The sequence below is a fragment of the Streptomyces sp. NPDC005492 genome, from assembly GCF_040605995.1.
Classification (GTDB): Bacteria; Actinomycetota; Actinomycetes; order Streptomycetales; family Streptomycetaceae; genus Streptomyces.
The window spans coordinates 189,650-206,822 of the sequence record NZ_JBEXDX010000001.1; the positions used below are offsets into that span (position 1 = coordinate 189,650).

At 70.8% G+C, this 17,173-nt stretch carries 14 protein-coding genes; 12 read left to right on the forward strand and 2 right to left on the reverse strand.

Translation table 11 applies throughout. From position 1 onward, the window contains the following. Nucleotides 1-206 precede the first annotated feature (206 nt). Genes ABZT04_RS00960 through ABZT04_RS00995 form a run of 8 tightly spaced genes read left to right on the forward strand, consistent with a single transcriptional unit; the run spans nt 207 to nt 10,249 of the window. The gene (locus tag ABZT04_RS00960) at nt 207-1,001 is read left to right on the forward strand and encodes a TIGR03084 family metal-binding protein (RefSeq protein ID WP_356051366.1); all 795 of its coding nucleotides are present in this window, start codon (nt 207-209) and stop codon (nt 999-1,001) included. Beyond that, complete coding sequence (locus ABZT04_RS00965) at nt 998-2,701, forward strand: acyclic terpene utilization AtuA family protein (RefSeq protein ID WP_356051368.1); 1,704 nt, start codon at nt 998-1,000, stop codon at nt 2,699-2,701. The genes ABZT04_RS00960 and ABZT04_RS00965 overlap by 4 nt, the downstream gene beginning before the upstream one ends. Next, complete coding sequence (locus ABZT04_RS00970) at nt 2,698-4,296, forward strand: carboxyl transferase domain-containing protein (protein ID WP_356051370.1); 1,599 nt, start codon at nt 2,698-2,700, stop codon at nt 4,294-4,296. The genes ABZT04_RS00965 and ABZT04_RS00970 overlap by 4 nt, the downstream gene beginning before the upstream one ends. A 7-nt stretch (nt 4,297-4,303) precedes the next feature. Next, the gene (locus ABZT04_RS00975; RefSeq protein ID WP_356051372.1) at nt 4,304-6,178 is read left to right on the forward strand and encodes a biotin carboxylase N-terminal domain-containing protein; all 1,875 of its coding nucleotides are present in this window, start codon (nt 4,304-4,306) and stop codon (nt 6,176-6,178) included. Next, nucleotides 6,175-7,305 carry an acyl-CoA dehydrogenase family protein gene (locus tag ABZT04_RS00980; RefSeq protein ID WP_356051374.1) on the forward strand — a complete coding sequence of 377 codons (1,131 nt, stop codon included), beginning with the start codon at nt 6,175-6,177 and terminating at the stop codon, nt 7,303-7,305. The genes ABZT04_RS00975 and ABZT04_RS00980 overlap by 4 nt, the downstream gene beginning before the upstream one ends. A gap of 36 nt (nt 7,306-7,341) precedes the next feature. Then, entirely contained in the window at nt 7,342-8,910 is a 1,569-nt protein-coding gene (locus tag ABZT04_RS00985) for a 4-coumarate--CoA ligase family protein (RefSeq protein WP_356051376.1), read from the forward strand. Beyond that, a complete protein-coding gene (locus ABZT04_RS00990) occupies nt 8,907-9,644 on the forward strand; it encodes an enoyl-CoA hydratase family protein (RefSeq protein WP_356051378.1) in 738 nt (245 codons plus the stop codon). Before ABZT04_RS00985 ends, ABZT04_RS00990 begins: the two co-directional genes overlap by 4 nt. Then, complete coding sequence (locus tag ABZT04_RS00995) at nt 9,632-10,249, forward strand: TetR/AcrR family transcriptional regulator (protein ID WP_356051380.1); 618 nt, start codon at nt 9,632-9,634, stop codon at nt 10,247-10,249. Before ABZT04_RS00990 ends, ABZT04_RS00995 begins: the two co-directional genes overlap by 13 nt. 23 nt (nt 10,250-10,272) lie before the next feature. Here the strand turns inward: ABZT04_RS00995 and ABZT04_RS01000 are convergent, their stop codons facing one another. Continuing rightward, on the reverse strand, nt 10,273-11,385 hold the full coding sequence (locus ABZT04_RS01000) for a citrate synthase 2 (RefSeq protein ID WP_356051382.1): 1,113 nt from the start codon (nt 11,383-11,385) through the stop codon (nt 10,273-10,275). Nucleotides 11,386-11,540: 155 nt separating this feature from the next. Here ABZT04_RS01000 and pdxH point away from each other — a divergent pair, with 155 nt between their 5' ends. Both pdxH and ABZT04_RS01010 read left to right on the forward strand, forming a co-directional pair. Beyond that, complete coding sequence (gene pdxH / locus ABZT04_RS01005) at nt 11,541-12,230, forward strand: pyridoxamine 5'-phosphate oxidase (RefSeq protein ID WP_356051384.1); 690 nt, start codon at nt 11,541-11,543, stop codon at nt 12,228-12,230. A 495-nt stretch (nt 12,231-12,725) separates the two neighbouring features. Beyond that, a complete protein-coding gene (locus ABZT04_RS01010; protein WP_356051386.1) occupies nt 12,726-14,141 on the forward strand; it encodes a PAS domain-containing protein in 1,416 nt (471 codons plus the stop codon). 4 nt (nt 14,142-14,145) lie between these two features. On the opposite strand, the gene ABZT04_RS01015 is transcribed toward ABZT04_RS01010, so the two are convergent. After that, nucleotides 14,146-14,901 carry an SIS domain-containing protein gene (locus tag ABZT04_RS01015; RefSeq protein ID WP_355905743.1) on the reverse strand — a complete coding sequence of 252 codons (756 nt, stop codon included), beginning with the start codon at nt 14,899-14,901 and terminating at the stop codon, nt 14,146-14,148. A 249-nt stretch (nt 14,902-15,150) separates the two neighbouring features. Here ABZT04_RS01015 and ABZT04_RS01020 point away from each other — a divergent pair, with 249 nt between their 5' ends. Next, nucleotides 15,151-15,843: a metal-dependent transcriptional regulator gene (locus ABZT04_RS01020; protein WP_019057324.1), complete on the forward strand. Its 693-nt coding sequence runs from the start codon at nt 15,151-15,153 to the stop codon at nt 15,841-15,843. 426 nt (nt 15,844-16,269) lie between these two features. Next, nucleotides 16,270-17,127 carry an alpha/beta hydrolase gene (locus ABZT04_RS01025; RefSeq protein ID WP_356051388.1) on the forward strand — a complete coding sequence of 286 codons (858 nt, stop codon included), beginning with the start codon at nt 16,270-16,272 and terminating at the stop codon, nt 17,125-17,127. Nucleotides 17,128-17,173 lie beyond the last annotated feature (46 nt).

A 17,173-nucleotide genomic window follows, 5' to 3' on the forward strand; every position in this document is an offset into this window, starting at 1 on the left:
CAAACGGGGAGTAGGGTGCGCTGGCCTCTCGAACATCATGCCTCTGACCTGGCGCATCGCTGTCTCTAGTCATCTTTTGTTTTGTATTCCGGAATGGTTTTGTGTTCTAGGTCACTCGCAATAAACGGCATGTGTACCAATCGGTCCAATGGAGAAAAAATACAAGCACGCTTGCTTGTTTCCCCCTCCGCTGTCATGCTCGCCCCATGGCCGACCCCACGCCCGTCTTCGACGACCTGTGTGCCGAGAGCGACGAACTCGACCGCCTCGTGGCCGAGTTGAGCCCCGACCAGTGGGCCCTCGCCACCCCCGCGCCCCGCTGGACCGTCGCCCACCAGATCGCCCACCTCGCCTGGACCGACCACTCGGCCCTGCTCGCCGTGACGGACGGGGACGCGTTCGGTGCGCTGGTCGAGAAGGCGCTCGCCGCTCCGGAGTCGTATGTGGATCAGGGCGCGGAGGCCGGGGCCGAGAAGCCGCCCGCACAACTCCTCGCCGACTGGCGGACCGGGCGGGCGGCCCTGCTGGACGCCCTGTGTGCCGCCCCCGCGAAAACCCGCTTCCCCTGGTACGGCCCACCCATGTCGGCCGCCTCCATGGCCACCGGCCGACTCATGGAGACCTGGGCCCACGGCCAGGACGTCGCCGACGCGCTCGGTGTGGCACGGCCACCTACCGACCGCCTCCGACATGTGGTGCGCATCGGCGTGCGCGCACGTGACTTCGCCTTCGCCGTGCACGGGCTCACCCCGCCGAGCGAGGAGTTCCGGGTCGAACTCCTCGCCCCCTCCGGTGAGTTGTGGGTCTACGGCCCTGAAGGCGCCCCGCAGCGCGTCACCGGGCCCGCCCAGGACTTCTGCCTCCTCGTCACCCAGCGAGCCCATCGCGCCGACCTCGCGGTGGCGGCGGTGGGCCCCGACGCCGACCGGTGGCTCGACATCGCGCAGGCCTTCGCGGGGCCACCCGGCACCGGACGCCCGCCGAAAGGGGACGGCCAGTGACCTCCCCCGTCGCCCCCCTCCGGATAGGCAACGCCTCCGGGTTCTACGGCGACCGGTTCGACGCCCTGCGCGAGATGCTCACCGGTGGCCCGCTGGACATCCTCACCGGTGACTACCTCGCCGAGCTGACCATGCTCATCCTGGGCCGGGACCGGCTGAAGGACCCTGGCGCCGGGTACGCCCGCACCTTCCTGAAGCAGTTGGAGGAGTGTCTCGGTCTCGCCCATGAGCGCGGGGTGCGGATCGTCACCAACGCCGGGGGGCTCAATCCGGCCGGACTCGCCGAAGCTGTAAGGAAGTTGGCCGATCGGCTGGGGATACCCGTACGGGTCGCGCATGTCGAGGGGGACGATCTCCTCGCCCGGTATCCGGGGTCCCTTGCCGCCCATGCCTATCTCGGTGGCTTCGGTATCGCCGCCTGCCTCGACGCGGGGGCCGATGTGGTGGTCACCGGGCGGGTCACCGACGCCGCGCTGGTCACCGGACCCGCCGCCGCCCACTTCGGGTGGGGGGTGGACGACTATGACCGGCTAGCTGGGGCTGTGGTCGCCGGACATGTGCTGGAGTGCGGGACCCAGGTCACCGGCGGCAACTACGCCTTCTTCACCGAGCATCCGGCGGAGAAGCTGCACCGCCCCGGGTTTCCGCTCGCCGAGATCCATGAGGACGGCTCCTGCGTCATCACCAAACACCCTGGTACGGGTGGGGTCGTGGACGTCGGTACCGTCACCGCGCAGCTTCTCTATGAGACGCACGGTGCCCGGTACGCCGGGCCCGACGTCACCGCCCGGCTCGACACCGTCCGGCTCGGTGCGGACGGTCCCGATCGGGTACGGATCGACGGGGTGCGCGGGGAGGCTCCGCCGCCGACTCTCAAGGTCGGTCTCAATCGGCTGGGCGGCTTCCGCAACGAGGTCACCTTCGTGCTCACCGGGCTCGACATCGAGCGCAAGGCCGGTCTTGTCCGGGAGCAGATGGAGGCCGCGTTCCGGGCGGCCAAGGCCCGGCCCCGTGAGCTTCGTTGGGATCTCGCCCGGACCGATCACGCGGACGCCCCGACCGAGGAGACCGCCAGTGCGCTGCTGCGGCTCGTCGTGCGGGACGCCGATCAGGATGTTGTCGGGCGGGCGCTGGGCGCGGTGGCCGTTGAACTCGCGTTGGCCAGTTACCCCGGCTTCCATGTGCTGACCCCACCTGGAAAGGGAGCGCCCTATGGCGTCTTCGATGATGTGTATGTCCCCCATGGCGCCGTCGACCATGTGGCCGTCCTCTACGACGGGCGGCGGGTTGCTATGGCCCCGGCCCACGACACCCTCGTACTGGACGACCTTCCGCAGCCGGCCCTCCCCGAGCCTCTGCCGGACGGGCCCACGGCGCGGGCGCCCCTTGGTCTGGTCGCCGGGGCCCGTAGCGGTGACAAGGGAGGCAACGCCAACGTGGGAGTGTGGGCGCGTACGGATGAGGCGTGGCGCTGGCTCGCCCATGCGCTGACCGTCGAGCGGTTCCGTGAACTCCTGCCGGAGACCGCCGGGTTGGGCGTCGCCCGGCATGTGCTGCCCAACCTTCGGGCCTTGAACTTCGTCGTCGAGGGCATTCTCGGCGAGGGCGTCGCCGCCCAGCACCGTTTTGATCCGCAGGCCAAGGCCCTGGGCGAATGGCTGCGTTCCCGTCGTCTGGACATCCCGGAGGTCCTCCTGTGACCGTCCTTCCGTCCGCCCTGGACACCAACGGCCCCGACTACGCGGCCAACCGCGCGGCCATGCTCGACAAGCTCGGCGAACTCGACGTCGAGCACGCGAAGGCGCTCGCGGGCGGGGGGCCGAAGTACGTCGAACGGCACCGCAAACGCGGGAAGTTGCTCGCCCGCGAGCGCATCGAGCTGCTCCTCGACCCCGACACGCCCTTCCTCGAACTGTCGCCGCTCGCCGCCTGGGGCAGCGACTACGCCGTCGGCGCCTCGCTCGTCACCGGCATCGGGGTGGTGGAGGGCGTGGAGTGCCTGATCACCGCCAACGACCCGACCGTGCGCGGCGGGGCGAGCAATCCATGGAGCCTGAAGAAGGCACTGCGGGCCAACGACATCGCGCTCGCCAACCGGCTGCCCTGCATCAGCCTCGTCGAGTCCGGCGGTGCCGATCTGCCGTCCCAGAAGGAGATCTTCATCCCGGGCGGAGCCATCTTCCGTGATCTGACCCGGCTTTCGGCCGCCGGCATCCCGACGATCGCGGTCGTCTTCGGCAACTCGACCGCCGGTGGCGCGTACATCCCCGGCATGTCCGACCACGTGATCATGGTCAAGGAACGCGCGAAGGTGTTCCTCGGCGGGCCGCCGCTGGTGAAGATGGCGACCGGCGAGGAGAGCGACGACGAGTCGCTCGGCGGCGCCGAGATGCACGCGCGCGTCTCGGGCCTCGCCGACCACTTCGCCGTCGACGAGCCGGACGCGCTGCGCCAGGCGCGCCGTGTGGTCGCCCGCCTCAACCACCGCAAGGCGTACGGCGATCCGGGCCCGGCCGCGCCCCCCAAGTACGACGAGGACGAGTTGCTCGGCATCGTCCCGGGGGATCTCAAGACCCCCTTCGATCCGCGCGAGGTCGTCGCCCGGCTCGTCGATGGCTCCGACTTCGACGAGTTCAAGCCGCTCTACGGCACGAGCCTGGTGACGGGGTGGGCCACCCTGCACGGCTATCCGGTGGGCATTCTGGCGAACGCCCAAGGGGTTCTCTTCAGCCAGGAGTCCCAAAAGGCCGCCCAGTTCATCCAGTTGGCCAACCAGCGCGACATCCCGCTGCTCTTCCTGCACAACACCACCGGCTACATGGTCGGCAGGGAGTACGAGCAGGGCGGCATCATCAAGCACGGCGCGATGATGATCAACGCGGTCAGCAACAGCCGCGTACCGCATCTGTCCGTGCTCATGGGCGCCTCGTACGGCGCCGGGCACTACGGCATGTGCGGGCGGGCCTACGACCCCCGTTTCCTCTTCGCCTGGCCCAGCGCCAAGTCCGCCGTCATGGGCCCCCAGCAGCTCGCCGGAGTCCTGTCGATCGTCGCCCGGCAGTCGGCCGTAGCGAAGGGCCGGCCGTACGACGACGACGCGGACGCGGCGCTGCGCGCCATGGTGGAGCAGCAGATCGAGTCCGAGTCCCTGCCGATGTTCCTGTCGGGGCGGCTGTACGACGACGGTGTCATCGACCCGCGCGACACCCGCACCGTCCTCGGCCTGTGCCTGTCCGCCATCCACACGGCGCCCTTCGAGGGCGCGCGTGGTGGGTTCGGCGTCTTCCGGATGTGAGGTCCCAGTGAGTGGTTCCATAGTTTCTGTCCTGGTGGCCAACAGGGGCGAGATCGCCTGCCGGATCTTCCGTACCTGCCGTGAGTCGGGGATCCGGACGGTCGCCGTGCACTCGGACGCCGACGAGAACGCGCTCCACGCGCGCGTGGCCGACGCGACGGTACGACTGCCGGGGGCGACGCCCACGGAGACGTATCTGCGCGGTGAGCTGATCGTGAAGGCGGCCGTCGCGGCGGGCGCGGACGCGGTGCACCCCGGGTACGGATTCCTGTCCGAGAACGCCGACTTCGCCCGCGCCGTCCTGGACGCCGGGCTGGTGTGGATCGGGCCGCCACCCGAGGCGATCGAGGCGATGGCCTCCAAGACCCGCGCCAAGCACCTCATGGGGATCGCGCCCCTGGAGCACGTCACCGAGGCCGATCTCCCCGTCCTGGTGAAGGCGGCGGCGGGCGGCGGCGGACGCGGGATGCGGGTCGTGCGACAACTCGCCGACCTGGAAGGCGAGTTGACGGCCGCCCGGGCCGAGGCACTCAGCGCCTTCGGGGACGGCGAGGTCTTCGTCGAGCCCTATGTGGAGGGCGGCCGGCACGTCGAGGTACAGATCCTCGCCGACACACACGGCACCGTCTGGGCCCTCGGCACCCGGGACTGCTCCCTCCAACGCCGCCACCAGAAGGTGATCGAGGAGTCCCCGGCACCGGGCCTGGCCGACGAACTCACCGACGAGATAAGTGAGTTGGCCGTACAGGCTGCTCGTGCGGTCGACTACGTCGGCGCCGGAACGGTCGAGTTCCTCATCTCTCCCGACGGCAGGGCCCACTTCCTCGAAATGAACACCCGCCTCCAGGTCGAACACCCCGTCACCGAGGCCGTGTTCGGCATCGACCTGGTCGCCCTGCAACTACGGATCGCGGAGGGCGCACCCCTCGAGAACGACCCCCCACGCGCGCGTGGCCACGCCATCGAGGCCCGCCTCTACGCCGAGGACCCGTCCCACGACTGGACCCCCCAGACCGGCACCCTGCACCGCCTCGCCGTACCCGAGGGCGTCCGCCTGGACACCGGCTACACCGACGGCGACGACATCGGCGTCCACTACGACCCCATGCTCGCCAAGGTCGTCGCCCACGCCCCCACCCGCGCGGAGGCGCTCCGCAGACTCTCCGGCGCCCTGGAGCGGGCGACCATCCACGGCCCGCTCACCAACCGAGACCTCCTCGTACGCTCCCTGCGCCACAAGGAGTTCGCCACCGCCCACATGGACACCGGCTTCTACGGCCGCCACCTCACCGACCTCACCCAGCCGGTCCCGGACCCGCACGCCCCCCTGGCCGCCGCCCTCGCCGACGCCCACGGCCGCTCCCGCTTCGGCGGCGGCTGGCGCAACGTGCCGTCGCAGCCGCAGGTGAAGCGGTACGTCATGGGCGACACCGAGTGCGAGGTCCAGTACCGCCACACCAGGCAGGGCCTGAGCGCCGACGGGGTGCACGTCGTCCACGCGGACGCCGGTCTCGTCGTACTCGAAGTGGACGGCGTACGAAGGAAGTTCGAGGTCGCGCGATACGGCGACCAGGTCCACGTCAACGCGACAGCCCTCACCGCCCTGCCCCGCTTCCCCGACCCGACCGCCCAACTGGCCCCGGGTTCGCTGCTGGCACCGATGCCGGGGACGGTGGTGAGGGTCGCGGAGGGCCTGGCCGTAGGAGCAGCCGTGACGGCCGGGGAGCCGCTGCTGTGGCTGGAGGCGATGAAGATGGAACACAAGATCACGGCACCGGTCACGGGTACGTTGACGGCTTTGCGAGCCGTGACGGGGCAACAGGTGGAGCCAGGCATGTTGCTGGCGGTAGTGCAGCCGAGCCATGACGAGGGAGCCGCATGAGCACGATCGAGACCGACGAGCACAAGGCCCTGCGCGCAGCCGTATCCGCCCTGGGCAAACGCCACGGCCGCACCTACGACCGCGAACAACTCTGGTCCGAAGCAGCAAAGTTGGGCTACCTCGGCGTCAACCTCCCCGAGGAATACGGAGGCGGAGGCGGCGGCATCTCCGAACTCTCCATTATCCTGGAGGAGTTGGGAGCCGCAGGCTGCCCCCTGCTGATGATGGTCGTCTCACCCGCCATCTGCGGCACGGTCATCGCCCGCTTCGGCACCGAGGAGCAGAAGCGGACCTGGCTCCCCGGACTCGCCGACGGCACCCGCACCATGGCCTTCGGCATCACCGAACCCGACGCCGGTTCCAACAGCCACCGCATCACCACCACCGCCCGCAAGGACGGCGCCGACTGGCTGCTCACCGGCCGCAAGGTCTTCATCTCCGGCGTGGACCTGGCCGACGCGACCCTGGTAGTCGGCCGTACGGAAGACGCCCGCACGGGCCGTCTCAAGCCCTGCCTGTTCATCGTCCCGCGCGACGCGGACGGCTTCACGCGGCGGCAGATCGACATGGAACTCCAGGCGGCGGAGAAGCAGTTCGAGCTGACCCTGGACGACGTACGGCTGCCCGCCGAGGCGCTCGTCGGTGACGAGGACGCGGGCCTGCTGCAGCTCTTCGCCGGGCTCAACCCGGAGCGCGTCATGACGGCCGCCTTCGCGATCGGCATGGGCCGCTACGCGCTCGCCCGCGCCGTCGAGTACGCGCGCGACCGCACCGTATGGGATGCCCCCATCGGTGCCCACCAGGCGATCGCGCACCCGCTCGCGCAGGCGCACATCGATCTCGAACTGGCGCGTCTGATGATGCAGAAGGCGGCGTATCTGTACGACGCCGGTGACGACGTCGGCGCGGGCGAGGCCGCGAACATGGCGAAGTACGCGGCGGGGGAGGCGTGTGTGCGGGCCGTCGACCAGTCCGTGCACACCCTCGGCGGGAACGGGCTCACCCGGGAATTCGGGCTCGCTTCGTTGATAACCGCCGCGCGTGTGGCTCGTATTGCTCCGGTGAGCCGGGAGATGATTCTCAACTACGTCTCCCACCAGACCCTGGGCCTGCCCAAGTCGTACTAGCCGACAGCCCAGCGCCAGTCCGTGCCAGGAGGAACCATGTTCCGCAGCGAGTACGCAGACATTCCGGCCGTAGAACTCCCCATCCATGACGCGGTGTTGGCCCGGGCCGCCGAGTTCGGGGACGAACCGGCCCTGGTCGACGGCACGGACGGCACCACCCTCACCTACGCCCAGGTGGACCGGTTCCACCGCAGTGTCGCGGCCGGGCTCGCGGATGCGGGCGTGCGCAAGGGGGACGTCCTCGCCCTGCACAGCCCGAACACGGTCGCCTTCCCGCTGGCCTTCTACGCCGCCACGCGCGCGGGTGCCGCCGTCACGACGGTGCACCCGCTCGCCACCCCGGAGGAGTTCGCCAAGCAGTTGCGGGACTCGGCGGCCCGCTGGATCGTCACCGTGTCACCGCTCCTGGAGGCGGCCCGCCGGGCGGCCGAACTCGCGGGCGGTGTCGAGGAGATATTCGTCTGCGACAGCGCGCCCGGCCATCGCTCGCTGGCCGACATGCTCGGCTCGACGGCCCCCGAGCCGGTGATCGACATCGACCCGGTGGCGGACGTGGCGGCCCTCCCGTACTCCTCGGGCACGACCGGCACTCCCAAGGGCGTCATGCTGACCCACAGTCAAATAGCCACGAATCTCGCCCAGTTGGAGCCAGCGGTCCCCGCCGGACCCGGCGACCGCATCCTCGCCGTGCTTCCGTTCTTCCACATCTACGGTCTTACGGCCCTGATGAACGCCCCGTTGCGGGTGGGCGCCACGGTCGTCGTGCTCCCGCGCTTCGAGCTGGAGACCTTCCTCGCGGCCATCGAGAACCACCGCATCACCGGCCTCTATGTGGCCCCGCCGATCGTCCTGGCCCTCGCCAAGCACCCCGCGGTCGCGCAGTACGACCTCTCGTCCCTGAAGTACATCATCAGCGCCGCCGCACCCCTGGACGCGAACCTCGCCGCCGCCTGCTCCCAGCGCCTGGGTCTGCCGCCCGTGGGCCAGGCGTACGGCATGACGGAACTCTCCCCGGGCACCCATGTGGTCCCCATACATGAGATGGCCACCGCGCCCCCTGGAACCGTAGGCAAGCTCATCGCCGGCACCGAGATGCGGATCGTCTCCCTCGACGACCCCGACAAGGACCTGGGCATCGGCGAGGCCGGCGAGATCCTCATCCGGGGCCACCAGGTGATGAAGGGCTACCTGGGGCACCCCGACGCCACCGCCGCGATGATCGACCGGGACGGCTGGCTGCACACCGGGGACGTCGGCCATGTGGACGGCCGGGGCTGGCTGTTCGTCGTCGACCGGGTCAAGGAACTCATCAAGTACAAGGGCTTCCAGGTGGCCCCCGCCGAACTGGAGGCCCTCCTGCTCACCCACCCCGGCATCGCCGACGCGGCTGTGGTGGGCGACTACAACGACGACAACAACGAGGTGCCGCACGCCTATGTGGTCCGCCAACCGGGCTCCGGCGACCTGCCCGAGGGCGAGGTCATGATGTACGTCGCCGAACGCGTCGCCCCCTACAAGCGGGTCCGCCGGGTCACCTTCATCGACGCCGTCCCGCGAGCCGCCTCCGGGAAGATCCTGCGCCGGGAACTGCGGGGCCGGGCATGACGTCGATCGGGCGGGCACGCGCGCGTGGCATCGAGACCCTGAGCCTGGACTCACCGGACACGCGGAACGCGCTGTCGGCGTCCCTGGTGGCCGAGTTGGCGGACGCGCTCACCGAGTGCGGCAAGGACGCCGACGTACGGGCGGTGGTCCTCACCCACACCGGGAACACGTTCTGCGCGGGCGCGGACCTGCGGGACCCTCCGCCACCGGACGCCCTGGTGGCCCTCCTCCGCCAGATCGTCGAACTGCCCAAACCGGTCGTCGCCCGGGTGACCGGTCACGTACGCGCGGGCGGCCTGGGCCTGCTCGCGGCCTGCGACATGGCGGCCGCCACCACACCGTCCGCCACCTTCGCGTTCACGGAGGTACGCATCGGGGTCGCCCCTGCGGTCATCTCCCTCCCCCTCCTGCCCCGCACTGACCCCCGCGCCCTCGCCCGCTACTACCTCACCGGCGAACGCTTCGACGCGACGGAGGCGGCCCGTATCGGCCTGCTGACGGCGGCGGGCGAGGACGTAGACGAGGTCCTCGCGCCGATCCTTGACGGGCTGCGCCGCTCCGCTCCCCAGGCCCTGGCCGAGACGAAACGGCTGCTCACGGCTAGGGTGCTGGAAACCTTCGACCGGGACGCGGCCGACCTGACCGCGCTCTCGGCACGGCTGTTCGGCTCCGCGCAGGCCCGCGAGGGGATGACGGCCTTCCTCGAACGACGGGACCCGGTGTGGGTGGTGTGAACGCGGCGGCGGCGACGGGCACGGTCGACCGCAGACCCAAGCAGGACCGCAGCCGGGCCACCCGGCAGCGCCTCCTGGAAGCCGCTGTATCCTGCCTCGCCGAACACGGCTGGGCGGGCTCCACGGTCTCCGTCGTCGCCGAACGCGCCGGTGTCTCCCGAGGCGCCGCCCAGCATCACTTCCCGACCCGCGAGGACCTCTTCACGGCGGCCGTCGAGTACGTGGCGGAGGAACGCTCCACCGCTCTGCGCTCCCTGTTCCCGGAGGGCGCCACCGACCGCCACGCGGTGACCGAGGCCCTGGTCGACCTCTACACCGGCCCCCTGTTCCGCGCGGCCCTGCACCTGTGGGTGGCCGCCTCGAACGAGGACCAACTACGGCCGCAGGTAACGGAGTTGGAGGCAAGGGTGGGCCGGGAGACGCACCGGATCGCCGTGGACCTGCTGGGCGCGGACGAGTCCCGGCCGGGCGTACGGGAGACGGTCCAGGGCTTCCTGGACATGGCGCGAGGCCTGGGCCTGGCGAACCTGCTCACGGACGACCGGGCGCGGCGGGAGCGAGTGGTGGCGCAGTGGGCGGCCCTGCTGGAGGACGCCCTGGGCTGAGGCGCCCCCCTGCACACACATCCTCAGCGGGCGATGTCCCCGTACCCCTCGACGGCCTGCGGTCCCCGCGACCCGGGCCCGATGTACCGCGCGGACGGCCGCACCAGCCGCCCAGTCCGCTTCTGCTCCAGGATGTGCGCCGACCACCCCGCAGTGCGCGCGCACGTGAACATCGACGTGAACATGTGCGCCGGCACCTCGGCGAAGTCGAGCACGATCGCCGCCCAGAACTCGACGTTGGTGGCGAGCACCCGGTCCGGCCGACGCGCGTGCAACTCGGCGAGCGCGGCCTTCTCCAACGCCTCCGCGATCTCGAAACGCGGTGCGCCCAACTCCCGTGCCGTGCGCCGCAGTACACGCGCGCGTGGGTCCTCGGCGCGGTACACCCGGTGCCCGAAGCCCATCAGCCGCTCACCCTTGTCGAGCGCCTGCCTGACGTACGCCTCCGCGTCCCCGGTGCGCTCGATCTCCTCGATCATCCCGAGCACCCGGGACGGGGCGCCTCCGTGCAGCGGCCCGGACATGGCGCCGACGGCCCCGGAGAGCGCGGCGGCGACGTCGGCGCCGGTCGAGGCGATGACGCGGGCGGTGAACGTCGACGCGTTCATGCCGTGCTCGGCGGCGGAGGTCCAGTACGCGTCGACGGCGGCGACATGCTTGGGGTCCGGCTCGCCGCGCCAGCGGATCATGAACCGTTCGACGACCGACTGCGCCTTGTCGATCTCGCTCTGCGGCACCATCGCGCGGCCCTGCCCGCGCGCGGACTGGGCGACGTAGGAGAGGGCCATCACGGCGGCGCGGGCGAGGTCGTCGCGGGCCTGCTCCTCGTCGATGTCGAGGAGGGGCTTGAGGCCCCACACGGGCGCGAGCATGGCCAGCGCGGACTGTACGTCGACGCGGATGTCGCCGGAGTGCACCGGGATCGGGAACGGCTCGGCGGGCGGCAGTCCGGGGTTGAAGGCGCCGTCGACCAGCAGCCCCCAGACGTTGCCGAACGAGACGTGACCGACCAGTTCCTCGATGTCGACCCCCCGGTATCGCAGGGCGCCGCCTTCCTTGTCCGGTTCGGCGATCTCCGTCTCGAACGCGACGACTCCTTCGAGACCGGGTACGAAACCGGGGTCGAGGTCGGACATCAGGCGGCTCCTCAAGCTGTGGCTCCACGGTCGCTGTGGGGACTCGCGGGCCGAAGACAGAGACATCAGCACCATAGCGTCGAGTGCCACCCAAGGGGAGGTCTGCGGCACTGAGTGCCATCTGAACTCGTGGTCGGATGCGACCGTACGGCAAGATGACCGCCGTGACCGACCGCGATCCCATCGACCGTGATCCCCGCCTCGACCCCGCCGCGATGCGCAGGCAGTACCGCGCGGAGGGCCTCGACGAGAACGACCTGGCAGCCGACCCGATGACACAGTTCGGGCGCTGGTTCGAGGAGGCGGTGTTCCAGGACCTGGTCTACGAGCCCAACGCCATGGTCGTCTCCACCGCCGACGCCGGGGGCCGTCCCAGCTCCCGCACGGTCCTCCTCAAGGACTACGACGGCCAGGGCTTCGTCTTCTACACGAACTACGACTCCCGCAAGGCCCGCGAACTCGCCGCCAACCCCTACGTCTCCCTGCTCTTCCCCTGGCACCCGATGGCCCGCCAGGTCCTGGTCACCGGCACCGCCCGCCGCACCGGCCGCGACGAGACCGCCGCGTACTTCCGCACCCGCCCGCACGGCTCGCAGCTCGGCGCCTGGGCCAGCACCCAGTCCTCGGTGATTCCCTCCCGCACCGAACTGGAGTCGTCGTACGAGGAGTTGACCGCCCGCTACCCCGAGGGCGAACAGGTCCCGGTCCCACCCCACTGGGGCGGCTTCCGCATCGCCCCCGAGACGATCGAGTTCTGGCAGGGCCGCGAGAACCGCCTCCACGACCGGCTGCGGTACGTCGCGCAGCGGGACGGGAGCTGGCGGGTGGAGCGGCTCAGTCCCTGACCCCGTGAACGCAGGCGACCCGCGAGCTCAGGTCCCTCGCCTCGCGGCGGGGGAGCCGGCCGGACGTACCGGCGAGCTCGCGGGTCGGGTGACTGCGTTGGGTTAGGCCGGTTGCGTGTGTCGTGCGCACGCTGGTCCGGCGCCGAACCGAGTACGACGGCGGGCCACTAGCCCGCAGTCACCTCTTCCGTCCGGTATCCATACATCTGCCGAACCACCTCCTTTCCGAAGTACTCGCCACCCTAAGAACCCCCTGCCGACGGATCAACCGTTTTTTACGAGACATGAACCTGCTGGACGCGAAGGTGCTGGTCACTTAGGTTCCGGCGCATGACCGATCGTCGTAGCGAGCGCGCCGTCAACGAGGACGGGGTGTACAACGATTCCTTCAATCTTGCCGGAACTCGGTGTGTGCTGCGTCACGTTCGAGTTGAATGAGGGGGAGTGAGTGAACCGGAGCGTCGTGTCCGCGGACGCAGCCTGCAGGGGGTCCAGGTGAGTGCTTCCCGGCGTAGTGGGACCACCGATGAGTTGGGTCCCGACGAGCCCGAGCGGGACGGTGAGCCCGAAGGGGTCGGCGGGTCCGATCTGCTCGCCGCGTTGCTGGACGGGATGGACGCGGCCCTGTGCGCCTTCGACGCGGACGGGGTGCTGACCCACTGGAACCGCGAGGCGGAGCGCATCCTGGGCTGGACCGCGGCCGAGGCCGTGGGGCGGCCCGGGCTGGCCGGGTGGGCCGTACGGAGTGCGGACGCCGAGGAGGTCGAGGGGCGGCTGATGTCCGCCATGCAGGCTCCGGGGCGGCAGGTCAACGAGTTCGCGCTGCTGACCAAGGACGGTGGGCGGGTGCTCGTCAGGACGCAGTCCGCCGCCGTGCGCGGGCCCGACGGGAAGCCCGCCGGGGTCTACTGCGCCTTCAGCGAGGTGCATGCGCAGATCGACCTGGAGCGGTCCATCGCACTGAGCGAGGCGCTGTTCGAGGACGCCTCCTGGGGGGTCGTCCTCGTCGACGCCGATCTGCGCCCCGCCGTCGTCAACAGCCATGCCGCGCGGGCGCTCGGCACCGGCCGGACCTCCGTCCTCGGGCGGCCCCTCGGCGAGCTGCTGGCGCAGGGCGTCGAGGAGCTGGAGGCCGCGCTCACGCATGTGCTCGCCGAGGGCGCGCCGCCGGCCCCCGCGGAGATCTGGGTGAGCGTACGGACGCCGGAGGGGAATCTGCGGCGCTGCTGGCGGAGCGGCTTCCTGCGACTGGCCTCACCGCTCACCGAGGAACCCGTGCCGCTCGGCGTCGGCTGGCTCTTCCAGGACGTCACCGAGGCCAAGCAGATCGAGCAGGAGGCCTCGCTGCTGCGCTTCCGGGCCCAGCAACTGCACCGCGCCGCCCGCGCCGCCGCCGAGTGCGAGGACCCGCGCGACGCGGCGACCGTCCACCTCGACTTCGCCCTCGCCGGCTTCGCCGACCACGCGCTCGTCGACCGGGTCGTGGGCGGTTCGCTGGCGGACGCGGACGGGATGCGGACCGAGGCCGTACGACTGGTCCGGGTCGCCGCCACTCCCACCGGCGCGCCGGGGCCGAGCCTGCTCGCCGGGGCGGCCGGACTGCCCCTGCGCTACGGCGAGGGGCACCCCGCCCTGCAGAGCGTCGAACGCATCGGCTCCGTGCGGGCCAGCATCGGCACCGCCCCGCCCGAACAGGCCCGCGAGTGGGCCCGCGCCCGCCAGTGGCCCACAGACGCCGTCCACGCGCTGTGCGCGGTGCTGCGCAGCCGGGGCCGGACGCTGGGCGTGGTGACGTTCCTGCGCGGAGCGGGGCGCAGCCAGTTCGAACGGCCCGACTCGATCTACGCCGAGGACGTGGCCGTACGGATCGCGGCGGCGCTGGACCTCGCCGGCGAGGTCGGGGAGCAGTAGTGGCTCAGCGCTGGTAGAAGATCCGGTCCCGGTACTCCTCGAACACCCGGCGGTTCCACTCGTGGCCGCCGTCCACGTTCCCGGAGCGCAGCAGCGGCGGCTCGATCCCACGCTCGGCCAGGGTCGCCGCCGCCGTCGCCATCACCGCCTGGAGGAGCGCCGAGGTGACGACCGTGGAGGCGGGCGCGAAGGGGGCCGGGATGGTGTCGAGGGTGAGTTCCGCGTCGCCGATCGCGATCTTCGAGTCGAGGACGACGTCGCAGTGGTCCTTCAGATACGTCCCGGAGGAGTGCCGTGACGTCGTCTCCGAGGCGTACGCCACCGAGGTCACACCAATGACCCGGACACCGAGTTCGCGGGCCTTCATGGCCATCTCCACGGGCAGCGCGTTGCGGCCCGACAGGGAGATGATCACCAGGGCGTCGCCGGAGCGCAGCGGTGACGTCTCCAGGACCACACCGGCGAGGCCGTCGACGCGCTCCAGGGCCGAGCCCAGGGTGGCAGGCATGACGTCGACGCCGACGACTCCGGGGACGGTGAGCAGGTTCATCAGGGCGAGCCCGCCCGCGCGGTAGACGATGTCCTGCGCCGCGAGGGAGGAGTGCCCGGCGCCGAAGGCGAACAGCCGCCCGCCGCCGGTCACCGTGTCCGCGAGGAGCGTGCCGGCCGCCCGGACGGTGTCGGCCTCTTCGTCGCGGACCCGCTGGAGCAGGGTGATCGCGGCGTCGAAGAACTGGCCGGCAGGCGTACGGTCACTCATGCGGGAGCCCCCTCGGTGAGTTTGTGTCGCGGATCACCGTGCGGTCTGGACCAAGGGGATGTCAATACGGCGACCGGGGTGATCCGGCCCGCCGTGGAGCACGTTCACAGGGGCCCCGCGGAAGGCCGTAACCGGCTGGTTTCAACGGCGCGGCACGGTTGTCAGTGCTATGCGTCAGAATTGAGTCCAGGGCCAGCGCACGCGCCGCGGAGCCGCCGAGCTTCGGGCAGAGGTAATCGAGGGGCACGTATGTCCGGACTGATCGACACCACGGAGATGTATCTCCGCACCATCCTTGAGCTCGAGGAGGAAGGTGTGGTCCCCATGCGCGCCCGCATCGCCGAGCGGCTCGACCAGAGCGGGCCGACGGTGAGCCAGACCGTGGCGCGCATGGAGCGCGACGGCCTGGTGGCCGTGGCCAGCGACCGCCACCTGGAGCTGACGGACGAGGGCCGCCGCCTCGCCACCCGGGTGATGCGCAAGCACCGGCTCGCCGAGTGCCTGCTCGTCGATGTGATCGGCCTGGAGTGGGAGCAGGTGCACGCCGAGGCCTGCCGCTGGGAGCACGTGATGAGCGAGGCCGTGGAGCGCCGCGTGCTGGAACTGCTGCGCCACCCCACCGAGTCGCCGTACGGCAATCCGATCCCCGGGCTCGAGGAGCTGGGCGAGAAGGACGGGGCCGACCCGTTCCTCGACGAGGGCATGGTGTCGCTGGCCGACCTCGACCCCGGCGTCGACGGCAAGACGGTCGTGGTGCGCCGCATCGGCGAGCCCATCCAGACGGACGCGCAGCTCATGTACACGCTGCGCCGGGCGGGCGTGCAGCCCGGCTCGGTGGTGAGCGTGACGGAGTCCGCGGGCGGTGTGCTGGTGGGCAGCGGTGGTGAGGCGGCCGAGCTGGAGTCGGAGATCGCCTCGCATGTTTTCGTCGCCAAGCGCTGATCACCGGACCGCTCAAGATTCAGTGTGCTGAATCGCAGCGCTCGGACGGGTTCGCGTGCCAGGCTGTCGCGTGAGGCATATGACCGTGAGGGGGCGGGAGGATGTGCCGCAGACGTGGAGAGGGCCCCGGCGCCGTGCGGCGCCGGGGCCTGTCCTCCCCTGTTCTGACCCGGAGCCCCGAGCTCTCAAGGTCAGTCCCCGCGGACCCCGTTCCCCGAGCGGTCCGCCTCCCGCTGAAGATCTCCCCTCGGCGGCGGCGATCATTCCCCGGGCCGGGTCACTCGAACGAGGGGTGTTGTGGCCGGAACCCGTATCTTCGAATCTGTATTCGATATCCTGTGGGTGATGAAACGCGCGGGGCGTGAGCTGTAGGAAGAGACGAAGCAAGCGAAAGGTCCGTGCGGAATTAGGGGGGTGCCAGGACCAATGGCGCGGCGCATCGACGTGACCGGAGCAGGCGGCGTACGCCTGGCCGCATGGGAGTTCGCGGACCCGCCGAAGTCGGGGGAGATCGAGCGGGCACCCGGCGTGCTCTTACTGCACGGCCTGATGGGCCGTGCCTCGCACTGGGCGTCCACCGCCCGCTGGCTCTCCGAGCGGCACCGGGCCGTCGCGCTCGACCAGCGCGGCCACGGCCAGAGCGACAAGCCACCCCGGGCGGCGTACACCCGGGAGGCCTACGTCGAGGACGCGGAGGCCGCGCTGGAGCAGTTGGGTCTCGCCCCGGTCGTCCTCGTCGGACACGCGATGGGCGCGCTGACCGCGTGGCAGCTCGCCGCGAAGCGGCCCGATCTGGTGCGGGGGCTGATCATCTGCGACATGCGGGCGTCCGCGCTGGGGGCGGCCTCGCAGCGGGAGTGGACCGACTGGTTCAAGTCCTGGCCCGTCCCCTTCGCCACGCTGGCCGACGTACGGAAGTGGTTCGGCGAGGACGATCCCTGGGTGGAGCGACCCAACCCGTCCCGCGGGGAGTTCTACGCCGAGGTCATGCACGAGTCTCCCGACGGTTGGCGGCCGGTGTTCGAGCCCGAGCAGATGCTGAAGTCGCGGGAGACGTGGGTGTACGACGCGCACTGGGAGGAGTTGGCCCAGGTGCAGTGCCCGGCGCTGGTGGTGCGGGGGCTGGACGGGGAGTTGGGGCGGGCCGAGGCGCAGGAGATGGTTCGGGTGTTGCCTCGGGGGGAGTACGCGGAGGTGGCTGATGCGGGTCATCTTGTTTTCTATGACCAGCCTGAGGCTTGGCGGGCGGCTGTTGAGCCGTTTCTTGACGGGGTGCTGGTGTAGGAGCTGCTAGGGGGCTGGGGTTCGTTGGCAGGCGCGGGTCCGCTGT